This window comes from Pantoea alfalfae (assembly GCF_019880205.1).
Taxonomy (GTDB): Bacteria; Pseudomonadota; Gammaproteobacteria; order Enterobacterales; family Enterobacteriaceae; genus Pantoea; species Pantoea alfalfae.
The window spans coordinates 57,696-78,504 of the sequence record NZ_CP082296.1 but is presented as its reverse complement, the minus strand read 5'-3'; the positions used below and the strand labels follow the sequence as shown (position 1 = coordinate 78,504).

Annotated in this window: 15 protein-coding genes; 7 read left to right on the top strand and 8 right to left on the bottom strand. The window is 54.5% G+C overall.

Annotation, left to right across the window (positions count from 1 at the left end):
- Nucleotide 1: 1 nt before the first annotated feature.
- Nucleotides 2-1,210 carry a diguanylate cyclase DgcN/YfiN gene (gene dgcN, locus K6R05_RS21220; protein ID WP_222925806.1) on the top strand — a complete coding sequence of 403 codons (1,209 nt, stop codon included), beginning with the start codon at nt 2-4 and terminating at the stop codon, nt 1,208-1,210.
- A 2-nt stretch (nt 1,211-1,212) separates the two neighbouring features.
- Complete coding sequence (gene yfiB, locus K6R05_RS21215) at nt 1,213-1,686, top strand: outer membrane lipoprotein YfiB (RefSeq protein ID WP_222925805.1); 474 nt, start codon at nt 1,213-1,215, stop codon at nt 1,684-1,686.
- 136 nt (nt 1,687-1,822) lie between these two features.
- On the opposite strand, the gene iolG is transcribed toward yfiB, so the two are convergent.
- The 4 genes from iolG to K6R05_RS21195 all read right to left on the bottom strand — a co-directional run bounded on the left by iolG (nt 1,823) and on the right by K6R05_RS21195 (nt 6,434).
- Complete coding sequence (gene iolG / locus K6R05_RS21210) at nt 1,823-2,833, bottom strand: bifunctional inositol 2-dehydrogenase/D-chiro-inositol 1-dehydrogenase (protein WP_222925804.1); 1,011 nt, start codon at nt 2,831-2,833, stop codon at nt 1,823-1,825.
- 9 nt (nt 2,834-2,842) lie between these two features.
- Nucleotides 2,843-3,670, bottom strand: coding sequence for a TIM barrel protein (locus K6R05_RS21205; RefSeq protein ID WP_285088712.1), 828 nt, complete (start codon nt 3,668-3,670; stop codon nt 2,843-2,845).
- A 98-nt stretch (nt 3,671-3,768) separates the two neighbouring features.
- Nucleotides 3,769-5,211 carry a sugar porter family MFS transporter gene (locus K6R05_RS21200; RefSeq protein WP_161736163.1) on the bottom strand — a complete coding sequence of 481 codons (1,443 nt, stop codon included), beginning with the start codon at nt 5,209-5,211 and terminating at the stop codon, nt 3,769-3,771.
- A gap of 320 nt (nt 5,212-5,531) precedes the next feature.
- Complete coding sequence (locus K6R05_RS21195) at nt 5,532-6,434, bottom strand: LysR family transcriptional regulator (RefSeq protein WP_222925803.1); 903 nt, start codon at nt 6,432-6,434, stop codon at nt 5,532-5,534.
- Nucleotides 6,435-6,534: 100 nt separating this feature from the next.
- Between K6R05_RS21195 and K6R05_RS21190 the strand changes: the two genes are divergently transcribed.
- Entirely contained in the window at nt 6,535-7,602 is a 1,068-nt protein-coding gene (locus K6R05_RS21190) for an SDR family oxidoreductase (RefSeq protein WP_222925802.1), read from the top strand.
- A gap of 89 nt (nt 7,603-7,691) precedes the next feature.
- Nucleotides 7,692-8,348 (top strand): SDR family oxidoreductase, encoded by a 657-nt coding sequence (locus K6R05_RS21185; RefSeq protein ID WP_222925801.1) that lies wholly within the window; start codon nt 7,692-7,694, stop codon nt 8,346-8,348.
- A 384-nt stretch (nt 8,349-8,732) separates the two neighbouring features.
- On the opposite strand, the gene fumA is transcribed toward K6R05_RS21185, so the two are convergent.
- Complete coding sequence (gene fumA, locus K6R05_RS21180; protein WP_222925866.1) at nt 8,733-10,379, bottom strand: class I fumarate hydratase FumA; 1,647 nt, start codon at nt 10,377-10,379, stop codon at nt 8,733-8,735.
- Nucleotides 10,380-10,535: 156 nt separating this feature from the next.
- Entirely contained in the window at nt 10,536-12,044 is a 1,509-nt protein-coding gene (locus tag K6R05_RS21175) for an anion permease (protein WP_161736158.1), read from the bottom strand.
- A gap of 590 nt (nt 12,045-12,634) precedes the next feature.
- Here K6R05_RS21175 and K6R05_RS21170 point away from each other — a divergent pair.
- Both K6R05_RS21170 and K6R05_RS21165 read left to right on the top strand, forming a co-directional pair.
- Nucleotides 12,635-15,415 carry a flavocytochrome c gene (locus K6R05_RS21170; RefSeq protein WP_161736157.1) on the top strand — a complete coding sequence of 927 codons (2,781 nt, stop codon included), beginning with the start codon at nt 12,635-12,637 and terminating at the stop codon, nt 15,413-15,415.
- Nucleotides 15,416-15,477: 62 nt separating this feature from the next.
- A complete protein-coding gene (locus K6R05_RS21165) occupies nt 15,478-16,440 on the top strand; it encodes an FAD:protein FMN transferase (protein WP_161736156.1) in 963 nt (320 codons plus the stop codon).
- Here the strand turns inward: K6R05_RS21165 and dcuR are convergent.
- Together dcuR and K6R05_RS21155 are read right to left on the bottom strand one after the other, a co-directional pair.
- Entirely contained in the window at nt 16,434-17,153 is a 720-nt protein-coding gene (gene dcuR / locus K6R05_RS21160) for a two-component system response regulator DcuR (RefSeq protein WP_222925865.1), read from the bottom strand. The genes K6R05_RS21165 and dcuR overlap by 7 nt on opposite strands.
- Nucleotides 17,150-18,784, bottom strand: a complete 1,635-nt coding sequence (locus K6R05_RS21155) for a sensor histidine kinase (protein WP_161736155.1) — start codon at nt 18,782-18,784, stop codon at nt 17,150-17,152. Before K6R05_RS21155 ends, dcuR begins: the two co-directional genes overlap by 4 nt.
- Nucleotides 18,785-19,090: 306 nt before the next feature.
- Here K6R05_RS21155 and mqo point away from each other — a divergent pair, with 306 nt between their 5' ends.
- The gene (gene mqo, locus K6R05_RS21150; RefSeq protein WP_222925863.1) at nt 19,091-20,740 is read left to right on the top strand and encodes a malate dehydrogenase (quinone); all 1,650 of its coding nucleotides are present in this window, start codon (nt 19,091-19,093) and stop codon (nt 20,738-20,740) included.
- Nucleotides 20,741-20,809: the final 69 nt, after the last annotated feature.

The following is a 20,809-nucleotide window of genomic DNA, read 5'->3' as shown; positions in this document are numbered from 1 at the left end:
AATGAAATTCGATAAACTAAAGCACGATAAATCATCCATCCGCAATAAACTGCGCAAAATAAGCACCATCAATTCGGCGGTGATATTACTGTTGTGCTGGCTGTTGCTCTCATCGACGTCGCTGCTTTTTATTAAAAATTATGAGAAACGAAACCTCGAATTAATCGGCTCGACGCTAAGTACCACGCTCACCGCGGCAACCGTTTTTGCCGATAGCTACGATGCACGTAATAAAATCGAACGGCTTGGCAATGAAGGCATGTACGCTTCTGCGAAGCTGGTTACACGGGATCAGCTGGTTCTGGTCCAGTGGAATGCACAGCGGGAACAGACGGGCTGGTTTTCGCGGTTGCTGCGTGAGTGGATTTATCACAAACCACTTAACGTTGAGATTCTTCATGCTGACGTGGCTGTTGGTACGCTAATGCTGGAAGGGACCGTAACCGGCGCGGTGAGTTTCCTTCAATACTCATTCATGATTCTCTCCATAGGGATGCTCTGCGTACTGATTATCTCGCTGATGCTGAGTGAGTTTCTGCATCGGGGTATGATTGCGACACTGCGTACCATTACCAGTTCGATTCACTATGTCATTCATTCGGGTGATTTTTCCCTGCGTATTCCGGGTGGCCCAATCAGAGAATTTCAGCTCTTTTCAGATGACCTCAACTCCCTGCTGATGGAAATGCAATCACTGAAGGCGTCGCTGATGCGTGACAATCGCTCGCTGGCAGCTAAAGCCCTGTCCGATCCGCTGACCGGTCTTGCCAACCGCAGCGCCTTCTCTGCTCGCCTGACACAGCGCCTTGACCAGCCAGACGATCACGAGCGCTTTGCGCTGTTGTTTCTGGATGGCGATCGCTTCAAGAGCATCAATGATAACTGGGGCCATGCCGCCGGGGATGAGGTATTAAAAGCGATAGGATCGCGTCTTTTATCGCTGGCGACTGAACAGGATGTAGTCGCACGATTAGGGGGCGATGAATTTGCCATGCTGGTCAACAGCCGGACGAGTGAGGCGCAGTTACAGCAGCTCATGCAGCGCATTAATGACACCATTGGGGAACGCATCCTTATTACGGATGACATGCCGGTTACAACTTCGGTGACTATTGGCTACGCCTGGTCACGACCTGGCGATACGGTTGAATCGATCCTCGAACGTGCCGATATGAATATGTACAAAAACAAGCGAATAAATAGGGCGTAAATATGAAGAAAAACCTTTCCCTGCTATTGGTTACTCTGGCGCTGGTCGGTTGTCAGTCGAAAGCGCGTTTTAGCGACGCGCAAATCGCAGCGATGAAAAGCGCCGGATTCACGCAGAACCTGGAAGGCTGGGGATTAGGCTTATCTGATAAGATCCTGTTTGGTGTAAATGAATCAGAGCTGACACCCTCGAGTAAGCTCACCATTCAGGGAATGGCGAAAAGTCTGGCGTCGACCGGTATTGAGCATGTGCGCATCGACGGGTATACCGATAATTACGGCAAGCCGGATTATAATCAGCAGCTGTCGTTGAAAAGAGCAAACGCGGTCGCGGCTCAGTGGGCGGAAGGCGCGGCGATACCGCGTGAAAATGTTATGACGCGTGGCCTGGGCATGAGTGCACCGGTTGCCAGCAACAATAGCGCGCAGGGACGTGCGCAGAACCGGCGCGTGGCTATTGTCATCACCGCGCCGTAATTATTCAGCGGCCGCGTAATTTTGCGGCCCGCATTAAACATAGCGGATCGCCTGATTACCTATAGCGGGAAGCGTCGCTGAAAAGGGGGGGCGGGATAGGGACGTGCACGGTGGGATCCACCGTGCATTTTGCCTGTCAGCAATAAAAGGCTGGTCTGGCTGGCATAGTTACCGGCACGATCCCGCCAGACGTTTGCGCCACGACGCAGGCATCGGCGGCGACGGCAGCGGCATAGCCATCCCACGCGGAGGGACCGGTCATCTCGCCGCTGATGACGTTGTTGATAAAGGCCTGTAACTCTACGTCATACGCATCAATAAAGCGCTTTTTCCAGTCCGTCAGAATGGTGGTGGAGAGCTTAGCCGCGCTGCGCAGTTGCACCGAAACCGGCTCCGGCAGGCGGGCAATGCCGCTTTCACCCACTACTTCACACTGAATGTCGTAACCATATTCACAGTTCACGAAAATTTCGACATCAATGCGTGCGCCTTTGGTAGTCTCCAGCAGCACGATCTGCGGGTCATGCAGGTGGGACGACGCCTTACGGGTTTTACGCGGGAAGATCACCTGCACGCTGGCATAGTCATCATTCAGCAGCCAGCGCAGCACATCAAGTTCGTGGATCAGCGTGTCAGTGATCGCCATGTCGGTGGTGTAGCTGTCGCCCACTTCCGGATTACGGTGCGCGCAGTGCAGCATCAGCGGCTCACCAATCTCGCCGCTGTCGATCACCGCTTTTAGTGCGCGATAGCCGCTGTCGTAAGGGCGCATAAACCCGACCTGCACCAGCTGACGTCCTGCCTTAATTTCTGCTTCCACAATGTTTATACAGCCCTGCGCGGTGACCGCCAGCGGTTTTTCGCAGAATACTGCTTTACCCGCCTCAATACAGGCCAGCACAAAGGCTTCATGCGTCGGACCCCAGGAGGTAACCAGCACCGCGTTAACCTGTGGGTCGTTGATCAGATCAATCGCATTGTCATAAATGCGCGCTTCCGGCGTCAGTTCGTCAATAATCTGCTGGCAGTTGTCACGGTTGATATCGTTGAGTGCCACCACGCGCGCATTCTGTAAAACGGTACTGCAACGGCGGATATGTTCGCGGCCGATTGCGCCGGTGCCGATAACACCAATATTAATGGTCATAATGATTCCTTACGCTGAGTGGTTTAACAGCTGGATGCTGTTGCGAATTTCGCGGGTGATGTCCGCTTCCTGCCAGCTATTCATCACGGAGGAGAACGGCTCAAAGGCGTAAAGGCCGGTGTAGCCCATCTTCTCCAGGCGTTCGACCTGCTGTTTACTGCGCAATCTGTCATCTGCGCTGAGCATGATGCGCTCTTCGTCGGTCAGTTCGCTGACCGGGCGCGGGTCGGTGACGCCGGAGAGGTGAACCAGACCGATTTGCTGAATGTCGATTTCCTGCTCAAAAGTCTGTTCGGCCTCTTCAAACAGATGATGATGAAAGGTGTCGATCAGCAAGCGGAAAGGCACGGCCGCCTCGCGGATCAGCGTCTGCGCCTGAGTCGCCGAACGCAGCGAGCTTTGCGGGAAACCCAGCGGTTCCACCAGCCCCTGAATGCCTGCCTCAGCGAACAGCGGGGCCAGGGTTTTCAGCGCGCTTTCGCTGTCGGCAGCGCTGATGGGCGTGCCGTCGTTGAGCGGGCAGAGCACCAGCGATTCGGCGCCGACGGCCTGCGCATCGCTTAACAGCTGGCGGGCGCGTTGCAGCACCTCTTCATTCAGCTGGTTGAACGGGTAGAGCGCATTGATGGTAACAATCCGGATGCCTGACTCATGCGCCAGCGCTTTTACCTCATCGCCGCTGAGATCGTCGGTAACGCGTCCGCTGGGCATATCATTGCGCAGTTCGACATTATGAATACCGAGCTGGCTGACCAGTTTAAAAAACTGCGGGATACTCAGGCTGGGCGCTATTTTACGATTAACGCAAAAGCGCGCATTGGGAATATTCAGGCTCATAACGATTTCCTTAAATTATTGGTGAGGTGCTAAGGGCGGTCGGGTCGTCATGCCTCATGACACGGGCCGTTATTTATTTAACACAGAGCATGCAAAGGTTATTTTTTGCCGTTATAAAGCGCATAGAAATAGTGCTCGACCTGCTCAAGACTTCTTCCCCGGGTCTCGGGAATAAACTTCACAACAAATACAGAGCCGCCGATGCCAATCAGGGCGAATATAAAGAAGGCACCGGCCAGACCAAACGCGGCTAATAACAGCGGGAAGGCCATGGAGATGGCGAAATTGGCGATCCACAGTGAGAAGACCGCGCCACCCATACAGATGCCACGCATCCGGGCGGGGAAGATTTCCGACAGCAGCAGCCAGGTGACCGGTGACAATGCGCCCTGCTGGAAGCAGAGAAACATCAACATGCCCGCCAGCACCAGATAAGCCCGCAGCAGGTTGACCGTGCCGTTGAGGTATTCCGGCATCAGCCAGCAGACCAGCCCGATAAAGAACAGGCAGCAGGTGCAGCCCATCTGACCGATTAATACCAGCGGGCGACGTCCCGTTTTGCCGATTAACCAGATACCCACCAGTGTCATCACTACCGAAATCACACCATTCGCAATGGTGGCAAACAGCGCGGCATCGTTGCTGAGTCCGGCTGCGGTCAGCATAGTAGGTGCGTAATACATAATGGTATTGACGCCAGTCAGCTGCTGAATCGCAGCGATGCCCACGCCCAGCAGGAAGATTTTCATCAGCCATGGCGTCGCGAGATCGCGCAGGCGGCCTTTACCTCGCTGCCGGTTCTCTTCGATGGTTTCTTCAATCTCTTCCAGTTCCCACTCCACATCTTCAGCGGCGCGGGTTTTTTCCAGCACCTCACGCGCTGCCTGACTGCGGCCTTTCATTACGTGCCAGCGCGGGGTTTCAGGCATAAATATCATGCCGATCCAGAGCAGAGCGGCGGGGACAATCGACAGCGCCAGCATCCAGCGCCAGGTATTTTCGCCGCCCCAGATATCGTTAAAGGTGGCGTTGGAGATATACGCCAGCAGCTGACCGCTGACGATCATCAGTTCCTGCAGGGTGACCAGCTGGCCACGTTTATTGGCGGGGGCGATTTCTGCGATGTAGACCGGCACGGTCGCGGCAGCACCGCCCACGGCAAAGCCCAGGAACAGGCGAGAAGCGATCATCCAGGTGACATCAGGCGCCAGCGCCGAGCCGACAGCGCCAAAAGCGAAGATCAGCGCCAGCGCAATGATGATGCGGCGTCTGCCCAGACCATCCGCCAGATGACCGGCAGCCAGCGCGCCGAAGGCGGCACCAAACAGCAGGGAGCTGGTGACCAGCCCGGTGGTAAACGGGGTAAGATGCAAATCGCCGCGCATAAACAGTAACGCGCCCGAAACCACGCCGGTGTCATAACCAAACAGCAATCCACCCAGGGTAGCAACCAGCGCAATAATCTTCACAAAAGGCTCGGTGCGGGTGGCGCTATTTGGACCGGAGGCCGGGTTCGACGAGATATAAAGTTCTTTTTCCATGAATACTCCTGGCAATAACAACAAAGACAAAACGTCAGAACATGAAGAAGCCATCACCCTACTGATATTTTTATTTCGGGTTAAATTATATTTGAAACTTAGTTTTCATTATGTGAGCTCAAGCCTTTCGCGTTTTTTATTTTGATGGGATTCCATCAAATCCCAAATAAGCCCTTTGAAGTTAAAGGGATTATTTGGGGGAATAACAGATTGGGGGTATTTCAGACGGGGCAGAACAGTCAGGAATGCACGGCGGCAAAAAGAAAATAAAAAGGGTCAGGATGAAACATCCCAACCGCAGTCAAAAAAACAGGCCGGTGTCAGCGAATGGCCAGGGCGTTTAGCGCTGATAATAGCGCGTCCACTTTTGGCAGGAACTGTTTGCGGCGTGGCCACACCACGCTCAGCGTCAGCCCGTCGGGCTGTAACTGCGGCATAATAATTTCCAGTTCACTGGCGGCCACGGCGCGCTGAATCAACCATGAGGGCATCTGCGCGACACCCAGCCCGGCAATGACTGCCTGAAGCTGTGCATCGACGTCGCCCAGCGCCAGCCGGTAGGGCACGTCGCGCCAGTGGGGCTGTCCATCTTCGGTGGTAAATAGCCAGGGTTTGGTTGTGCCATCCACACGCTCATAAAGAATGGCGGGATGGTTCAGCAGCGCTGCTTCATTTTCAGGACGGCCTTCCCGGGCCAGATAAGCGGGAGAGGCACAGAACTGCATCTTCTCGCGACCCATGTTACGCCAGCCCAGCGACGCGGGAAGGTCGGGTGCACCGCCGATCCGCACCGCCACATCCACGCCTTCCTCAAACAGGTCAACAAAGCGATCGGACAAACTCAGGCTCAGTGCCAGCTCTGGATTTTGCTGGCAGAAGGGCATCAGCAGCGGCATGACGTTGAGGCGGCCATAGGTGGTGGGCACCGCCAGACGCAGCCGGCCGGAAGGAATGGTGCGCTGAGCCGCCAGTACCGCCTCGGCTTCGGCCAGATCCTCCAGCACCCGCAGACAGGTCTGATAATAGGCGCTGCCCGCGTCGGTCAGATTCAGTCTACGCGTGGTGCGCTCCAGCAGCCGCGAGCCTAAGCGCGCTTCCAGTCGGCTGATGCTCTTGCTGACCGCCGAGCCGGTCACGTGCAGACGTTCAGCCGCGGCGGTAAAGCTGCCACACTCCACGCTGGCGACAAACGGGAGAATATCTTTAAGGCGATGATCGTGCATCGATTAGTGAACTCAGGTTGAGAATGCTGTGAATAAATGCCAGAGATAAGAACTGAATTCTCTATTAGGCTTAGCATTACGCAAAACGAGGAGAAATCAAATGAAAAAGCACGCTTTAATTGTGGGCATCAGCGGCGTTATTGGTCGCGCACTGGCAGATAAATTACAGCAGGAAGGCTGGCAGGTCAGTGGCCTGTCACGCGGACGTGGTGCCGTACCTGAAGGCGCAACCAGCCTGACAGCCGATCTGACCGATGCAGAGGCTGTCCGTGAAGCACTGAAAGAGGTAAAACCGGATGCGCTGTTTTTCAGCGTCTGGGCGCGTCAGGAAAATGAGAAAGAGAATATCCGCGTCAACGGCGGCATGGTTCGCAATGTGATTGAAGCACTCGGTGAACGCCTCAAAGGTTCGCATGTCGCGCTGGTGACCGGACTGAAGCACTATCTGGGTCCGTTTGAAGCCTACGGTAAAGGCGCCGTGCCGGTTACGCCGTTCCGTGAGGAGCAGGGGCGTCAGCCGGTCGATAACTTTTATTATGCGCAGGAAGATGAAGTGTTCGCGGGCGCAGATAAGTATGACTATCGCTGGAGCGTGCACCGTCCGCATACCATCATCGGCTATGCCGTAGGCAATGCGATGAACATGGGACAGACGCTGGCGGTTTATGCGACGCTGTGCAAAGAGAAGGGCTGGCCGTTTATCTTCCCGGGTTCGCCAGAGCAGTGGAATGGTGTCGCTGATATGACCGATGCGGGTCTGCTGGCCGAGCAATTGCATTGGGCGGCAACGTCACCAAACGCCGCTAATCAGGATTTCAACGCGGTAAATGGCGATGTGTTCCGCTGGAACTGGATGTGGCCAAAACTGGCTGACTATTTCGGTATCGAAGCTGCAGACTACCCGGCGAAGATGATGCCGCTGGAAGATCGCATGCAGGAAGCTGAGAGCGCATGGCGGGCAATAGCAGAGCAGCATCAGCTGCGTGAGGCCGATGTGACTAAGCTGGCCTCGTGGTGGCATACCGATGCCGACCTGGGTCGTCCGATGGAAGCCTTTACCGACATGAGTAAGAGCCGAAAAGCGGGCTTTACCGGTTATCGCAGTACGCTGGACTCCTTTACACAGCTGTTTGATAAGCTGAAAGCGGAAAAAGTCATCCCGAAATAAACCCAGCAGGCGCCGCATCAGGCGCCTGTTTCGTTTCTGGCAGATAGCTATACTCTGACACCTAATCAGTGAATGGAGGAGTGAATCCTATGGCGACATGTTTCATTATCGGGGCGGCAGGTAAGGTTGGCCAAAAGCTGACCCGTCAGCTGAGCAACAAAGGCCACACTGTCACGGCAATGCACCGCAAGCCGGAACAGGCTGAGTCCCTGCAGGCCGCAGGCGCTAAGCCTGTCGCGGGCGATATTCAGCAGCTGAGCGTGACGGCGCTGGCAGAGCTGATGGCCGGTCACGACGTGGCGGTCTTTACAGCGGGTGCGGGCGGTGCCGGTATCGCGCTGACCAATGCCATTGACGGTGAAGGGCTGAAGCTGGCAGTCGCCGCCGCAGAGCAGGCTGGCGTGTCGCGCTTTATGCTGGTATCCGCTTTTCCGGATGCGGGCCGCGGTAAAACGCCGTCTGAGGGATTTGAGAACTATATGCGGGTGAAACGCCTGGCGGATGTGGAACTGGTGGCGAGCAAGCTGGAGTGGGTGATCCTGCGGCCTGGCACGCTGACCGATGAGGCTGGTACGGGTCGGGTGCATGCAGATCTGGCGATCCCCTATGGTGAGATCCCGCGCGAAGATGTGGCAGCGACGCTGGTCGGTCTGATTGAGAATCCGGCGATTAAGTATCAGATTATCGAACTCACCAAAGGTGAGGTGCAGATCGATATGGCGTTGCAGCGGTTGCAGCGCGGTTAACAGGGTCCGATAGCGGCGCTTTAGTTTACCTGGGAAGGTAGGGCTGGGTTAGCGCTTTGATCGAGGCTGCTCAGGAAACGCGGTCAGATCGGAAAGACGCAAAAGCCGCCATCCATGGCACGCTCGGCCCGCGCCGTCCTGGCGCGGGACGCTTTCCTCCTCTGACCGTGTTTCCTGCGCGTTAAGCTAAGGTGTTGCTGTCAGATTTATGCTGCTTTCATTGTCGCTATGCGCCGGGCTAAAAAGTTGCTGCTGGATTTATATTGAGTCGGGATTCCGTTCCCTGCGCATGCTTACTCTTACAGCCATCCGCTCCTTAAATCTGTCAGTCCGCATCACAAAAAAGCCCCGAGACCGGGGCTTTTTTCTTATCTGACGCAGCTTTTACTTCACGCATTTCGCGCAGTGCGCGCGCTCAATGTGCTGGAAGAAGTCGTTACCTTTGTCATCGACCAGGATAAAGGCAGGGAAGTTCTCCACCTCGATTTTCCAGATCGCTTCCATTCCCAGCTCCGGATACTCCACGCATTCCAGACTTTTGATGCTCTGCTGCGCCAGCACCGCGGCCGGGCCACCGATGCTGCCCAGATAGAAGCCGCCATGTTTATGACAGGCATCCGTCACCTGCTGGCTGCGGTTGCCTTTTGCCAGCATGATTTTGCTGCCGCCGTGAGCCTGCAGCAGATCGACGTAGGAGTCCATGCGGCCTGCGGTGGTCGGGCCGAGTGAACCAGACGCATAACCTTCGGGCGTTTTGGCCGGACCGGCGTAATAGACCGGATGATCCTTGATGTACTGCGGTAATCCTTCGCCGTTATCGATGCGCTCTTTGAGTTTGGCATGAGCAATGTCACGCGCCACGATAATGGTGCCGGTCAGTGACAGGCGGGTAGAGACCGGATACGCAGAAAGCTGCGCCAGAATCTGCTCCATTGGACGGTTAAGATCAACCTGCAACACCTCACCTTCACCCTGCTGACGCAGCGCTTCCGGGATCAGGCGACCTGGGTTGGCTTCCAGCTTCTCAATCCAGATACCTTCGCGGTTAATCTTCGCTTTAATATTACGGTCAGCCGAGCAGGAGACGCCCATGCCGATCGGGCATGACGCGCCGTGACGCGGCAGACGCACCACGCGGATGTCGTGCGCGAAATATTTGCCGCCAAACTGCGCGCCAAGGCCGAGCTGCTGCGCCGCTTCCAGCAGCTCCTGCTCAAGCTGAACGTCACGGAAAGCCTGACCGTGCTCGTTGCCTTCAGTCGGTAAGCCGTCGTAATAGTGCGTCGAGGCGAGCTTAACGGTTTTCAGGGTGCTTTCAGCCGAGGTGCCGCCGATAACAAACGCAATATGGTAAGGCGGGCAGGCTGCGGTGCCGAGGGTACGCATCTTATCCACCAGGTAATTTTTCAGCTTGCCGGGGCTCAGCAGCGCTTTGGTTTCCTGATAGAGATAGGTTTTGTTAGCGGAGCCGCCACCTTTGGCGATACAGAGGAATTTATACTCATCGCCATCGACGCTGTAGAGGTCGATCTGCGCCGGCAGGTTAGTGCCGGTGTTCACCTCTTTGTACATATCCAGCGCGGCATTCTGTGAATAGCGCAGGTTATCTTCGATGTAGGTGTTGTAGATACCCTGTGACAGCGCGGCCTCGTCGCCACCGCCGGTCCAGACGCGCTGGCCCTTTTTGCCCATGATGATCGCGGTGCCGGTATCCTGACAGGTCGGCAGCACGCCTTTGGCGGCAATTTCAGAGTTTCTTAAAAACTGCAGGGCGACATATTTGTCATTGTCGCTGGCTTCCGGGTCATTAAGGATAGAAGCCACCTGCTGCTGGTGGGCCGGACGCAGCATGAAAGAGGCGTCGTGGAACGCCTGCTGGCTCAGCAATGTCAGCGCCTGCGGGTCGACTTTAAGGATCTCCTGACCCTCAAACTCGGCGACCGAGACATGCTCCCGAGTCAGCAAGTAGTATTCAGTATCTTCGTGGGACAGCGGAAAAGGGTTCTGATAGACAAAAGGTTTGTTCGACATTTTTTCTCACTTAATGACCGGCTGAACCTCCGCGGGCAGGCTGCGGGGCGCAACATCATAGGCGAATTCATTGTTTATTATGCTTCCCCGCTGCGGGTGCAGCGGGGAAGTGAAGGAATGGTATCTTATAACGCGTTGATCTGCATGTTGTATCCGTCAGAACATCCACACCATCCACGGATAAGCAATCACCATCATAGAGACCAGGAAGATGGCACCGAAGATGGTACCCAGACGCCAGTAATCTTTTGTCGGCAGATAACCGCTGCCGTAATAAATCGGGCTTGGGCCAGTACCGTAGGGCGTGATGATGCCCATCACACCCAGAGAGGTACACAGCATCAGGCAGAAGACTGGCATATTGATGCCCGGGATTGACGCTGCAATGGTCAGCATGGCCGGTAACAGGGCAGTAGTATGTGCCGTGGTACTGGCAAACAGGTAGTGGAGCAGGAAGAAGGCGATTAATAGCACCACGGCTGAAATCTGTGGGTCATAGCCCTGCAGCAGCATGCCTCCCTCTTTACCTAGCCAGGCGATGAAGCCGACGCGGGCCAGGCCATCAGCCAGCGCCACCAGCGTTGCGAACCAGGCGAATGTATTCCAGGCCGGCTTGTTGCTGGTAATGTCGTTCCAGTTCAGGACGCCGGTCCACAGCATCAGTACCACCACCAGCAGCGCAGCCATCGCAGGTTCAATCCACGAGGTGGCGAAGATCCACATCAGCAGGGCACAGACCACAAACACCAGCAGCAGGATTTCATTGCGTGTCAGGCGGCCCAGTTTCTCCAGTTCAGCGATAGCCCATTTCGGCACTTCATCATTGATTTTGACTTCTGGCGGATAGAACCAGTAAGCCAGCAGCGGCATGGTCAGAATCAGCAGCACGCCCAGCGGCAGGAAGGCCAGGAACCACATACCCCATGAGATATCAAAACCGATGATGCTTTTCACCAGCGCCAGTGCCAGCAGGTTAGGTGCCAGCGCTGAGAGGAACATCGAACTGGTGATACAGGCTGCGGTGATCGCGACCCACATCAGATACGAACCGATCTTACGGGCGCTCGGGTCGTTGGGTTTAGAGCCGTAAAGCGGAGGCAGGTTAGCAATAATCGGATAGATAGTACCGCCACTGCGCGCGGTGTTTGAGGGGGTAAACGGTGCCAGAAGCAGGTCAGCGAAGGTAATGGCATAGCCCAGCGTCAGGCTGCGGCGACCCAGATATTTCACCAGAATCAGGGCCAGACGACGACCAAACTGCGTCTTGTCATACCCGGCGGCGAACATAAAGGCACCGAAGATGAGCCAGACCGTGGAGTTACCGAAACCGCTGACCGCCCACTTAAAGGACTCACTGGCGACTTTGAATTTCGGGTTAGCCAGTTCCTCCGGGCTGAAGAGGACAAACTGACTGAACAGCGCGATGGCCACGACGCCGGTCAGGCCGATAACGGCACCGGGCAGCGGCTCAAAGATCAATCCGACAATCACGCCGACAAAGATGGCGAAGAAGTGCCAGGCATAGGGTTCGAGACCGGCCGGTGTTGGCACCAGCAACAGCAACACAGCAACGATGACTGGCAGAGCCAGCATGATAGCTTTCTTTTTACCCGCCGCCGCAGGGGCAGCTTTAGGGGGTTCAGTTACAGCTGAGAGTGGTTTCATAGTATTTTATCTGCACGTTGAGAAGAATGCGATTTGCGCCCCGGACCTTCACTGATGACTTTCTTATTTATTCTTAATAGTGTGAATAAACCGCGATGCAATGATTTTATCAATCTGCTGCTGGACTATTGAGCAGCATTTTTAAATCCATGTAAATATGATGCGATTTTTGCAAATATAGATTTTGATCCAGATCAAAGAAATTTATTCATTATTCCCCCGTTTTTAACATTTATTTTTTATTTATATTTTTGACATCGACATTCTGACAGTTTTGTGAAGCTGATCGACAAATCCTGGGAAGGTCCCGGTCGACCCATTCATCTTAACACTATGATCATAAAGGTTAAATTGTTTATGTAAATCAATGGTTGATTTTTAGTTACCCATGGTTAACAATTAATATAACTACACTTCCTGAATTCAGCAAATAAAAACTCTGAATCGTTTAAAAGTTAAAAAAGTAAATTTATCACTTATGAAAGAAAAGATAAGGGTATATTAGACGCATGACATCGGACCACTTAATAAAGCGATAATTTGCGTCCGCTAAAAAATTTCCAGACTTTTAAATCTTGGAGTTTATCGCAATGAAATCTCTCACCCCCATCCTTAATCCACTTACCCTGCCTGGCGGCGCTGTGTTAAAAAACCGACTGGTGATGGCCCCCATGACCACCTGTACCGGTTTTTATGACGGAACGGTCACCAGCGAACTGGTCGAGTATTACCGCGCACGTGCAGGCAGCATCGGAACTGTGATCGTTGAGTGCTGCTTTATTGATAACCGCGGCCCGGCGTTTCCGGGTGCCATTGCTATCGACAGTGACAACAAAATTCCTGGTCTGAAACGCATCGCGGACGCGATTAAATCGGAAGGCTCCACGGCCATTCTGCAGATCTATCACGGTGGCCGCATGGTCGAGCCGGAACTCATCGGCGGGAAAACACCGGTTGCGCCGAGCGCCATTGCCGCACCACGCGAAGGTGCCACTCAACCGCTGGCGCTGAGCGCTGAAGAAGTCGAAACCATGATCACCAAATTTGGTGATGCGGTGAACCGTGCTATTAAGGCCGGTTTCGACGGCGTCGAAATTCATGGTGCGAACACCTATCTGATTCAGCAGTTCTATTCTCCGAATTCTAACCAGCGCGATGACAAGTGGGGCGGCAGCCGCGATAACCGCGCGCGCTTCCCACTGGAAGTGCTGGAAATCACTCACAAAATGGCGGAGCGCTTCGCCCATAACTCGTTCATCATCGGCTATCGCTTCTCGCCAGAAGAGATCGAAGTGCCCGGCATCCGCTTTGACGACACCCTCTATCTGCTGGAAAAACTGGCCGCGCGCGGACTCGATTATGTTCACTTCTCTGTCGGCCAGCTGCTGCGCCCGTCCATTGTCGATACGCAGGACCCGACGCCGCTGATCGAGAAATTCGTTGCGATGCGCTCGCCAGTGCTGGCAAAAGTGCCGGTGATTGGTGTCGGCGGCGTGGTGAATAAAGCCGACGCCGAACTGGCGCTGGAAAAAGGCTATGACCTGGTGGCCATTGGTAAAGCCTGTATCGCCTATCCGAACTGGGCTGACCGCATCATCAATAACGAACATCTCGAACTCTACATCGACAGCAATAAACGCGAAGAGCTGCAGATCCCGGAACCGCTGTGGCGCTTCTCGCTGGTCGACGCGATGATCCGCGACATGAGCGAATCGGGCCGTAAATACAAAGCGGGTGTTTATCAGGAGAAAGTGGAAGCCGAAGCGCTGAAGCTGAAAATCAACGTCACACTGGATACCGACCGTATTACCGACATCTCGCTGGTGCCGGACGATACACTGGATGTGGACTTCACCACCACCTTTGAAAGCCTGCGTAACCGTATTCTGGTGGCGAACAGCCCACACGTTGATGCAATTACCGGCGCGACCACCCAGAGTGAAGCGCTGAAAAAAGCGGTTTCCCGTGCGCTGACCACCTCCAGCAAAGAGCATGTGATTGAAGAGGGCGGTAACCCTAATGCCCCACAGAATTACGATGTGGTGATTGTGGGCAGCGGCGGTGCCGGTCTGGCGGCGGCGATTCAGGCGCACGATGAAGGCGCACGTGTGGTTATCATCGAGAAGATGCCGACCATTGGCGGCAATACCATCAAAGCGTCTGTGGGTATGAACGCCGCCGAAACCCGTTTCCAGAAACTCAAAGGCATCGAAGACAGCAAAGAGCTGTTCTACGAGGAGACGCTCAAAGGCGGCCAGTTCAAAAACAACCCGGTATTGCTGCGCGAGTTTGTGGACCTGGCGCCTGAGGCGATTGAGTGGCTGGCGAATCACGGCATTGAACTGAATGACATCACTATTACCGGTGGGATGAGCATCGACCGTACTCACCGTCCGGCTGACCGTTCAGCGGTAGGTGGCTTCCTGATCAGCGGCCTGGTGAAAAATATCAACAGCCGCAACATCGAAGTGCTGCTGGAAACCTCTGTTGCAGAAATTCTTTATGAGAACGGTGCTGTAACGGGTGTGAAAGTGGTCGATGAATACAACGACAGCCGTATCCTTAACGCCAGAAGCGTCATTGTAGCGACCGGCGGATTCAGTGCGAACCGTGAGCTGGTGGTGAAATATCGCCCTGAACTTGATGGCTTTGTCACCACCAACCACAAAGGTGCGACCGGTAGCGGTATTGCGATGCTGGAGAAAATTGGTGCCGGAACGGTGGATATGGGGGAAATTCAGATTCACCCGACTGTTGAGCAGACCACGTCTTATCTGGTCTCTGAATCGATTCGCGGCGGCGGCGCTATCCTGGTCAGTCAGGCCGGCAAGCGTTTCTACAACGAGATGGAGACCCGCGACAAAGTCTCAGCGCAGATTATTGCCCTGCCAGAGAAGAGTGCCTGGATTGTGTTTGACGAGCAGGTGCGCATGAATAACAAAGCGGCTGACGAGTACATCGCCAAGGGCTTTGTGGTCAGCGCGCCAACCGTGGCGGAACTGGCGGTGAAACTCAACATGAGTGAGCATCACACGCTGGAAGCGACGCTGGCACGTTACAATAACTTCGTAATAATGCAGAAAGACGAAGACTTTGGTCGCCAGACCGCGCTGCGTCATCCGCTGAGCGAAGCGCCATTCTATGCGATTCGTGTTGCACCAGGCGTGCACCACACCATGGGCGGTGTCACCATTGATACCACCACCGCGGTGCTGGACAGCCAGAAACAGGTGATTAACGGTGCCTGGGCATGTGGCGAGGTGGTTGGCGGCATTCATGGCGCGAACCGTATTGGCGGTAACGCCGTTGCAGATATCATTATCTTCGGTATCCTGGCTGGCGGTAACGCCGCCGCCTACGCCCGACGTTAACGGCAGTCTCCGGCATCCGCATCCTGCGGGTGCCGGTTTTCCCCTTTAAAGCAGAGTCGCCTATGTTAACTGATGCGCGTGTCTATGCTTATTCCGCTGTATTAATGGGTTCGCCCATCCTGCTCAAACTCTTCGAAGACAACCAGACGCTGGCCAGGCAGGTTTTTCGCCTGATCAAACAGCAGGAGAATCTCTTCACGGTAAATCGCGCGGCGTCGGAAGTCATGGCGATTAACCACGCGGCAGGAGAGCATGCGGTGGTCGTCAGTCAGCCCGTGTTTGATGTGATCGCCTGTGCGCATGCGGTGAGCCTGTTGCCCGACAGCCTGTTTAATCTGGCCATCGGTCCGCTGGTGAAGTGCTGGAAAATTGGCTTTCAGGGCCACAGCGTTCCGTCAGAAGCCGATCTTCAGGCGCGCATGACGCTGATCAATCCACAGGACGTTATCCTTGATGCTGCCACCCGCAGCGTGATGCTGGCACGGCCAGGAATGGAGATTGACCTGGGTGCCATCGCCAAGGGCTATATCGCCGACGTAGTCCAGGCTTTTTTGCGTCAGCAGCAGGTCAGCAGTGCGCTGATCAATCTGGGCGGCAACGTTCAGACGGTGGGCGCGCCACCAGAATCCGCGGGCTGGGCAATCGGTCTGAAAAAGCCGTTTGGTGAGGCCGATGCGCTGATCGGTGTCATCGGTGTGAACAACCGCTCGGTCGTGACGTCCGGTATCTATGAGCGCTACTTCGAGCTGGATGAGGTCTGTTATCACCACATCCTGAATCCACAGACCGGTTATCCGCTGGATAACGAGCTGCTGAGTGTAACTGTAATTTCCGATCGCTCGCTGGATGGCGACATCTATACGACGCTGCTGTACGGACTGGGCGTTGAAAAGGGCATCGCCTGCCTGACCGACAAACCGGGCATTGAAGCTATCTTTGTGACCCGTGACAGGCAGATAATCTGCTCGTCACAACGTCACTTTTCGTTTCAGTTACTCGACACGGACTACCGGCTGGTTCACTGACAGTATTGTTTGAGTAAGGTGTGATACTCCGGCTGCAGGCGATAGCGGTAAACCGGACGGCCCGTAACCCCATAATGAATGCTGGTGAACAGAATATTAATCTGCGCCAGCCAGATCAGGTATTTACAGCACGAGACGCGCGAGATATTGACTTCCGTCGCCAGTTCGTCGGTAGAAAATTCCGTGCCGGGATGGGCGTCGATCCACAGGCACAGTGTACGTAGCGTCTGCGGCGTTAACCCTTTCGGCAGGCGTTTCTGTTCGCTGGCACCAGGCGGATTACCATGCAACAGCTGATCAACGTCCGACTGCTGATAGAACTGATGATTATCCATGAGCGATTTTTTCTGACGCCAGCCGGTCAGCGCCTCTTCAAAGCGGGCAAACTGGAAAGGCTTAATCAGATAATCCACCACGCCATAGTTGAGCGAAGTCTTGATGGTGGCGGCATCCGCCGCTGATGAGATAATAATCACGTCAACTGGCCGCCCTGCGCTGCGCAGTTCTGGCAGCAGATCGAGACCGTTTTCCTGCTGCATATAGATATCAAGCAGGATCAGATCAACCTGTGGTTCAGCCTCGGCCAGCCGCTCTTTGGCCTGCTGTAAGGTTGAGGCCGTGCCGCAGCAGGTGAAGCCAGGGATCTGCCCGATATAACAGCGATTCAGCTCGGCTACCATGGCGTCATCATCGACAACTAACACATTGATCATTGGGTAATCATTCCTCTCTCCCACGGAAGTTGCACTAAAAATTGGGTAAATACACCGGGTTCCGACTCGACACTAACGTTGCCGCCCAGGCTTTCGGTCTGCTGCTTAACCAGAAACAGTCCGACACCGCGATCGTCACCTTTTGACGAGACGCCGCGCTCAAAAATGGCGCTGAGCTGCGAGCTGTCGATACCTGGGCCGTCATCACTCACTTCACAGGCCAGCCAGCCATTCTGATAATGCAGCATGAGGTGAATTTCCCCTTCGGTTTCCGGGTCCAGCGCCTCCAGGGCATTTTCAATTAAATTGCCCAGCACGGTAATCAGAACCGCGCTCTGCTCCTCGCTGCCGCAGTCAGGCAGAAAACTCGCCTCATCGATAATCAGCTGATGACCTTCATCGGTTACCCGGTTGATTTTGCTGAGCAGGAAACCGGCAATGATCGGCGATTTGATCTTTTGCAGCAGCGAACCGATCTCCGTCTGATAGGCATTAGCGGTTTTCAGGATGTACTCTTCCATCTGTGCATAATTTTTCATATGCAGCAGGCCCAGAATCACATGCAGCTTGTTCATGAACTCATGAGACCGCTCACGTAACGCATCTACATAGTTTACCATGCCGTCCAGACGCTGCATCAGCTGGCTGATTTCGGTCTTATCCCTGAAGGTGGTTACCGCGCCGATAATGCGGTCACGACTGCGCACCGGAACGGTGTTGCTGATCAGGATGCGATTACCCAGCGTCAGCTCCTGATCGTGCCAGGCTTTGCCCGCATGCAGCGCATCCTGCTGATGACGATGCATGACGCTCTCCTCAGCAATCAGATCACCGCTTAACGGCATCCTGCGGGTGGTCTCATGCAGTAGCTGCTGAGCCGCATGGTTAATCAGGCTGACGCGTGACTGATCATCGACCGCAATCACCCCTTCTTTAATGGAATTCAGGATCGCCTGGCGCTGTTCAAACAGGCTGGAGATTTCGTGCGGCTCCAGCCCCAGCAGTATGTTCTTGAGTCGCCTGACCAGAATGAGAATACCCAGCAGGCCAACCACACCGCCAAACAGGACGGTCCAGACGATATTCCAGCGGCTCTTCGCAATCTGAGCCGCCACATCATTCAGTGCAATGCCGATTGCCACCACGCCAATCTGCTGATGCTGGGCGTTATAAACCGGCGTAAAGACCCGCAGTGCCTCCACCAGCACCCCATGATTGACCGCGACATTTTCCCGGCCGCCGAGCGTGGGATAGATGTCATTGCCGACAAAATGTTTTCCGATCACTGCGGCATTCGGATGTGAAAAGCGGATGCCGTGCATATCCGTCACCACCACAAACAGCAGGCCGTTGCGTTTGCGCGCGGCTTCCGCCAGCGGCTGAATCTGGCTGCTGCCGTCTGGCAACAGTAACCCGCGCTGCACTTCCGGGCTGTCTGCCAGCGTTCGCGCCACCGCCATCGCTTTATCTTTAAGATGCGACTGCGCAAAGTTATCAATCTGAACGAAATAGAGCAGATGGACAGCGAGCAGCACGGTAACGATCACCGCAGTCATCATCAGGGTGGTCAGGGTACTGAGTTTCATGGGTCGTTTAGTCACGGCATGTCGGTTCTGTGGTTGGCTTGTCATCGATGTTCAGCACGGGTAGGGGATCGGCTTGAAACATACGCTAACTCACCGCATCAGTACAGTTTTAGCGGTCTGCGCGCGGGCGACAGAGCAATAACAATATTTGGGTTAGGGGATTGTATAATTCAAAGGACACCCTTAATGTGTGGTTAAAATATGTGAGCAATTCAGTAAGCCTTTTGTAATTAAATTAAGGCTAAATTGCTATTTTTAATTTTATAACTATTTTCACATTAACTCACAAATAACATTATTTTAAACTTTAAGGACTTTTTTTAACCAGTACCGTCCGAGCTGTCGATTAAAATGATGAATTCAAAGAAAGTAATCCCCACCCTTTCCCTCGCGGCCTTGTTAGTTTCTTCAGCCCTCCATGCTGAAACCTCACCAGAGAAAACCGACGTCCTGTTAATTGGCGGCGGCATTATGAGCGCCTCTATGGGCACCATGCTGGAAGAGCTGCAGCCTGGCTGGAAACAGATCATGGTCGAGAAGCTGGATGGCGTGGCGCTGGAATCCTCTAACGGCTGGAATAATGCCGGTACCGGTCACTCTGCCAACATGGAGCTGAACTATACGCCTGAGCGTAAAGACGGCTCGATTGACGTGTCCAAAGCGCTGGAAATCAACGAAGCCTTCATGGTCTCTCGCCAGTTCTGGAGTTCACAGATTAAAGAGGGCGTCATGCACGACCCGCGCTCTTTCATCAACTCAACGCCACACATGAGCTTTGTCTGGGGCGACAATGTTGACTTCCTGACCAAACGCTATGCGGCACTGCAGAAAACGGCGCTGTTCCAGGGGATGAAGTTCTCTACCGATCACAAACAGATCGCGCAGTGGGCACCGCTGGTGATGGAAGGCCGTGATCCACAGCAGAAAGTGGCCGCCACCTGGACGCCAGTCGGCACCGACGTTAACTACGGTGAAATTACCCGTCAGTTGATCGGCAGCCTGAAGAAGAATGACAACTTCCGTCTGGAAACCTCTTCTGAAGTTACCGATTTCAAACGTAACGGCGACAACTCCTGGCACGTCACGATTAAAGATGCCAAAAACGGCAACGAACGTGCGGTTGACGCAAAATATGTCTTTATCGGTGCAGGCGGCGGCGCGCTGAAATTACTGCAGAAAACCGGCATCCCGGAAGCCGATAACTATGCAGGCTTCCCGGTCGGTGGTTCATTCCTGGTCACCGAAAACAGTGCCATTGCCGATCGCCATCTGGCGAAAGTTTACGGCCAGGCTTCAACCGGTGCACCGCCGATGTCCGTTCCGCATCTGGATACCCGTTATCTGGATGGTAAACGCGTCGTGCTGTTTGGACCGTTTGCGACCTTCTCAACCAAGTTCCTGAAAAACGGTTCGCTGTTTGATCTGCTGAGCACCACCACTACCCATAACATCGTGCCAATGACCGATGTGGGTATGGATAACTTCGACCTGGTAAAATACCTGATTGGACAGGTGATGCTGAGTGATGAAGATCGCTTTGAGTCGCTGAAAGAGTACTACCCGGACGCGAAGAAAGAGGACTGGAAACTGATTCAGGCCGGTCAGCGTGTGCAGATTATCAAGAAAGATGCTGATAAAGGTGGCGTGCTGAAACTGGGTACAGAAATTGTGACCGATCAGCAGAAAACCGTGGCGGCTCTGCTGGGTGCTTCTCCTGGTGCATCAACCGCAGCGCCAATCTCTCTGAGCGTGATGCAGAAACTGTTCCCGGAAGAGTTCAAATCACCGGAATGGCAGGCGAAGATCCACAAAATGATCCCAGGCTACGGTCAGAAACTGAATGACAACGTGCCGTTGCTGCAGCAGGTCTGGAATGAGACCGCAGCGACCCTGCAACTGACCACGCCGCCCGTGATCAACATGGAAGGCAAAACCGCAGACGCGCCGGCAGCACAGCCTCAGCAAGCTGCGCCGTCAGCGAAACACGACATGGCGCTGTAACAGCAGCCTGACGTGAAAAAAGCCCGCCCAGGTTTACCTGCGCGGGCTTTTTTATTGCTTCGTTGTCAG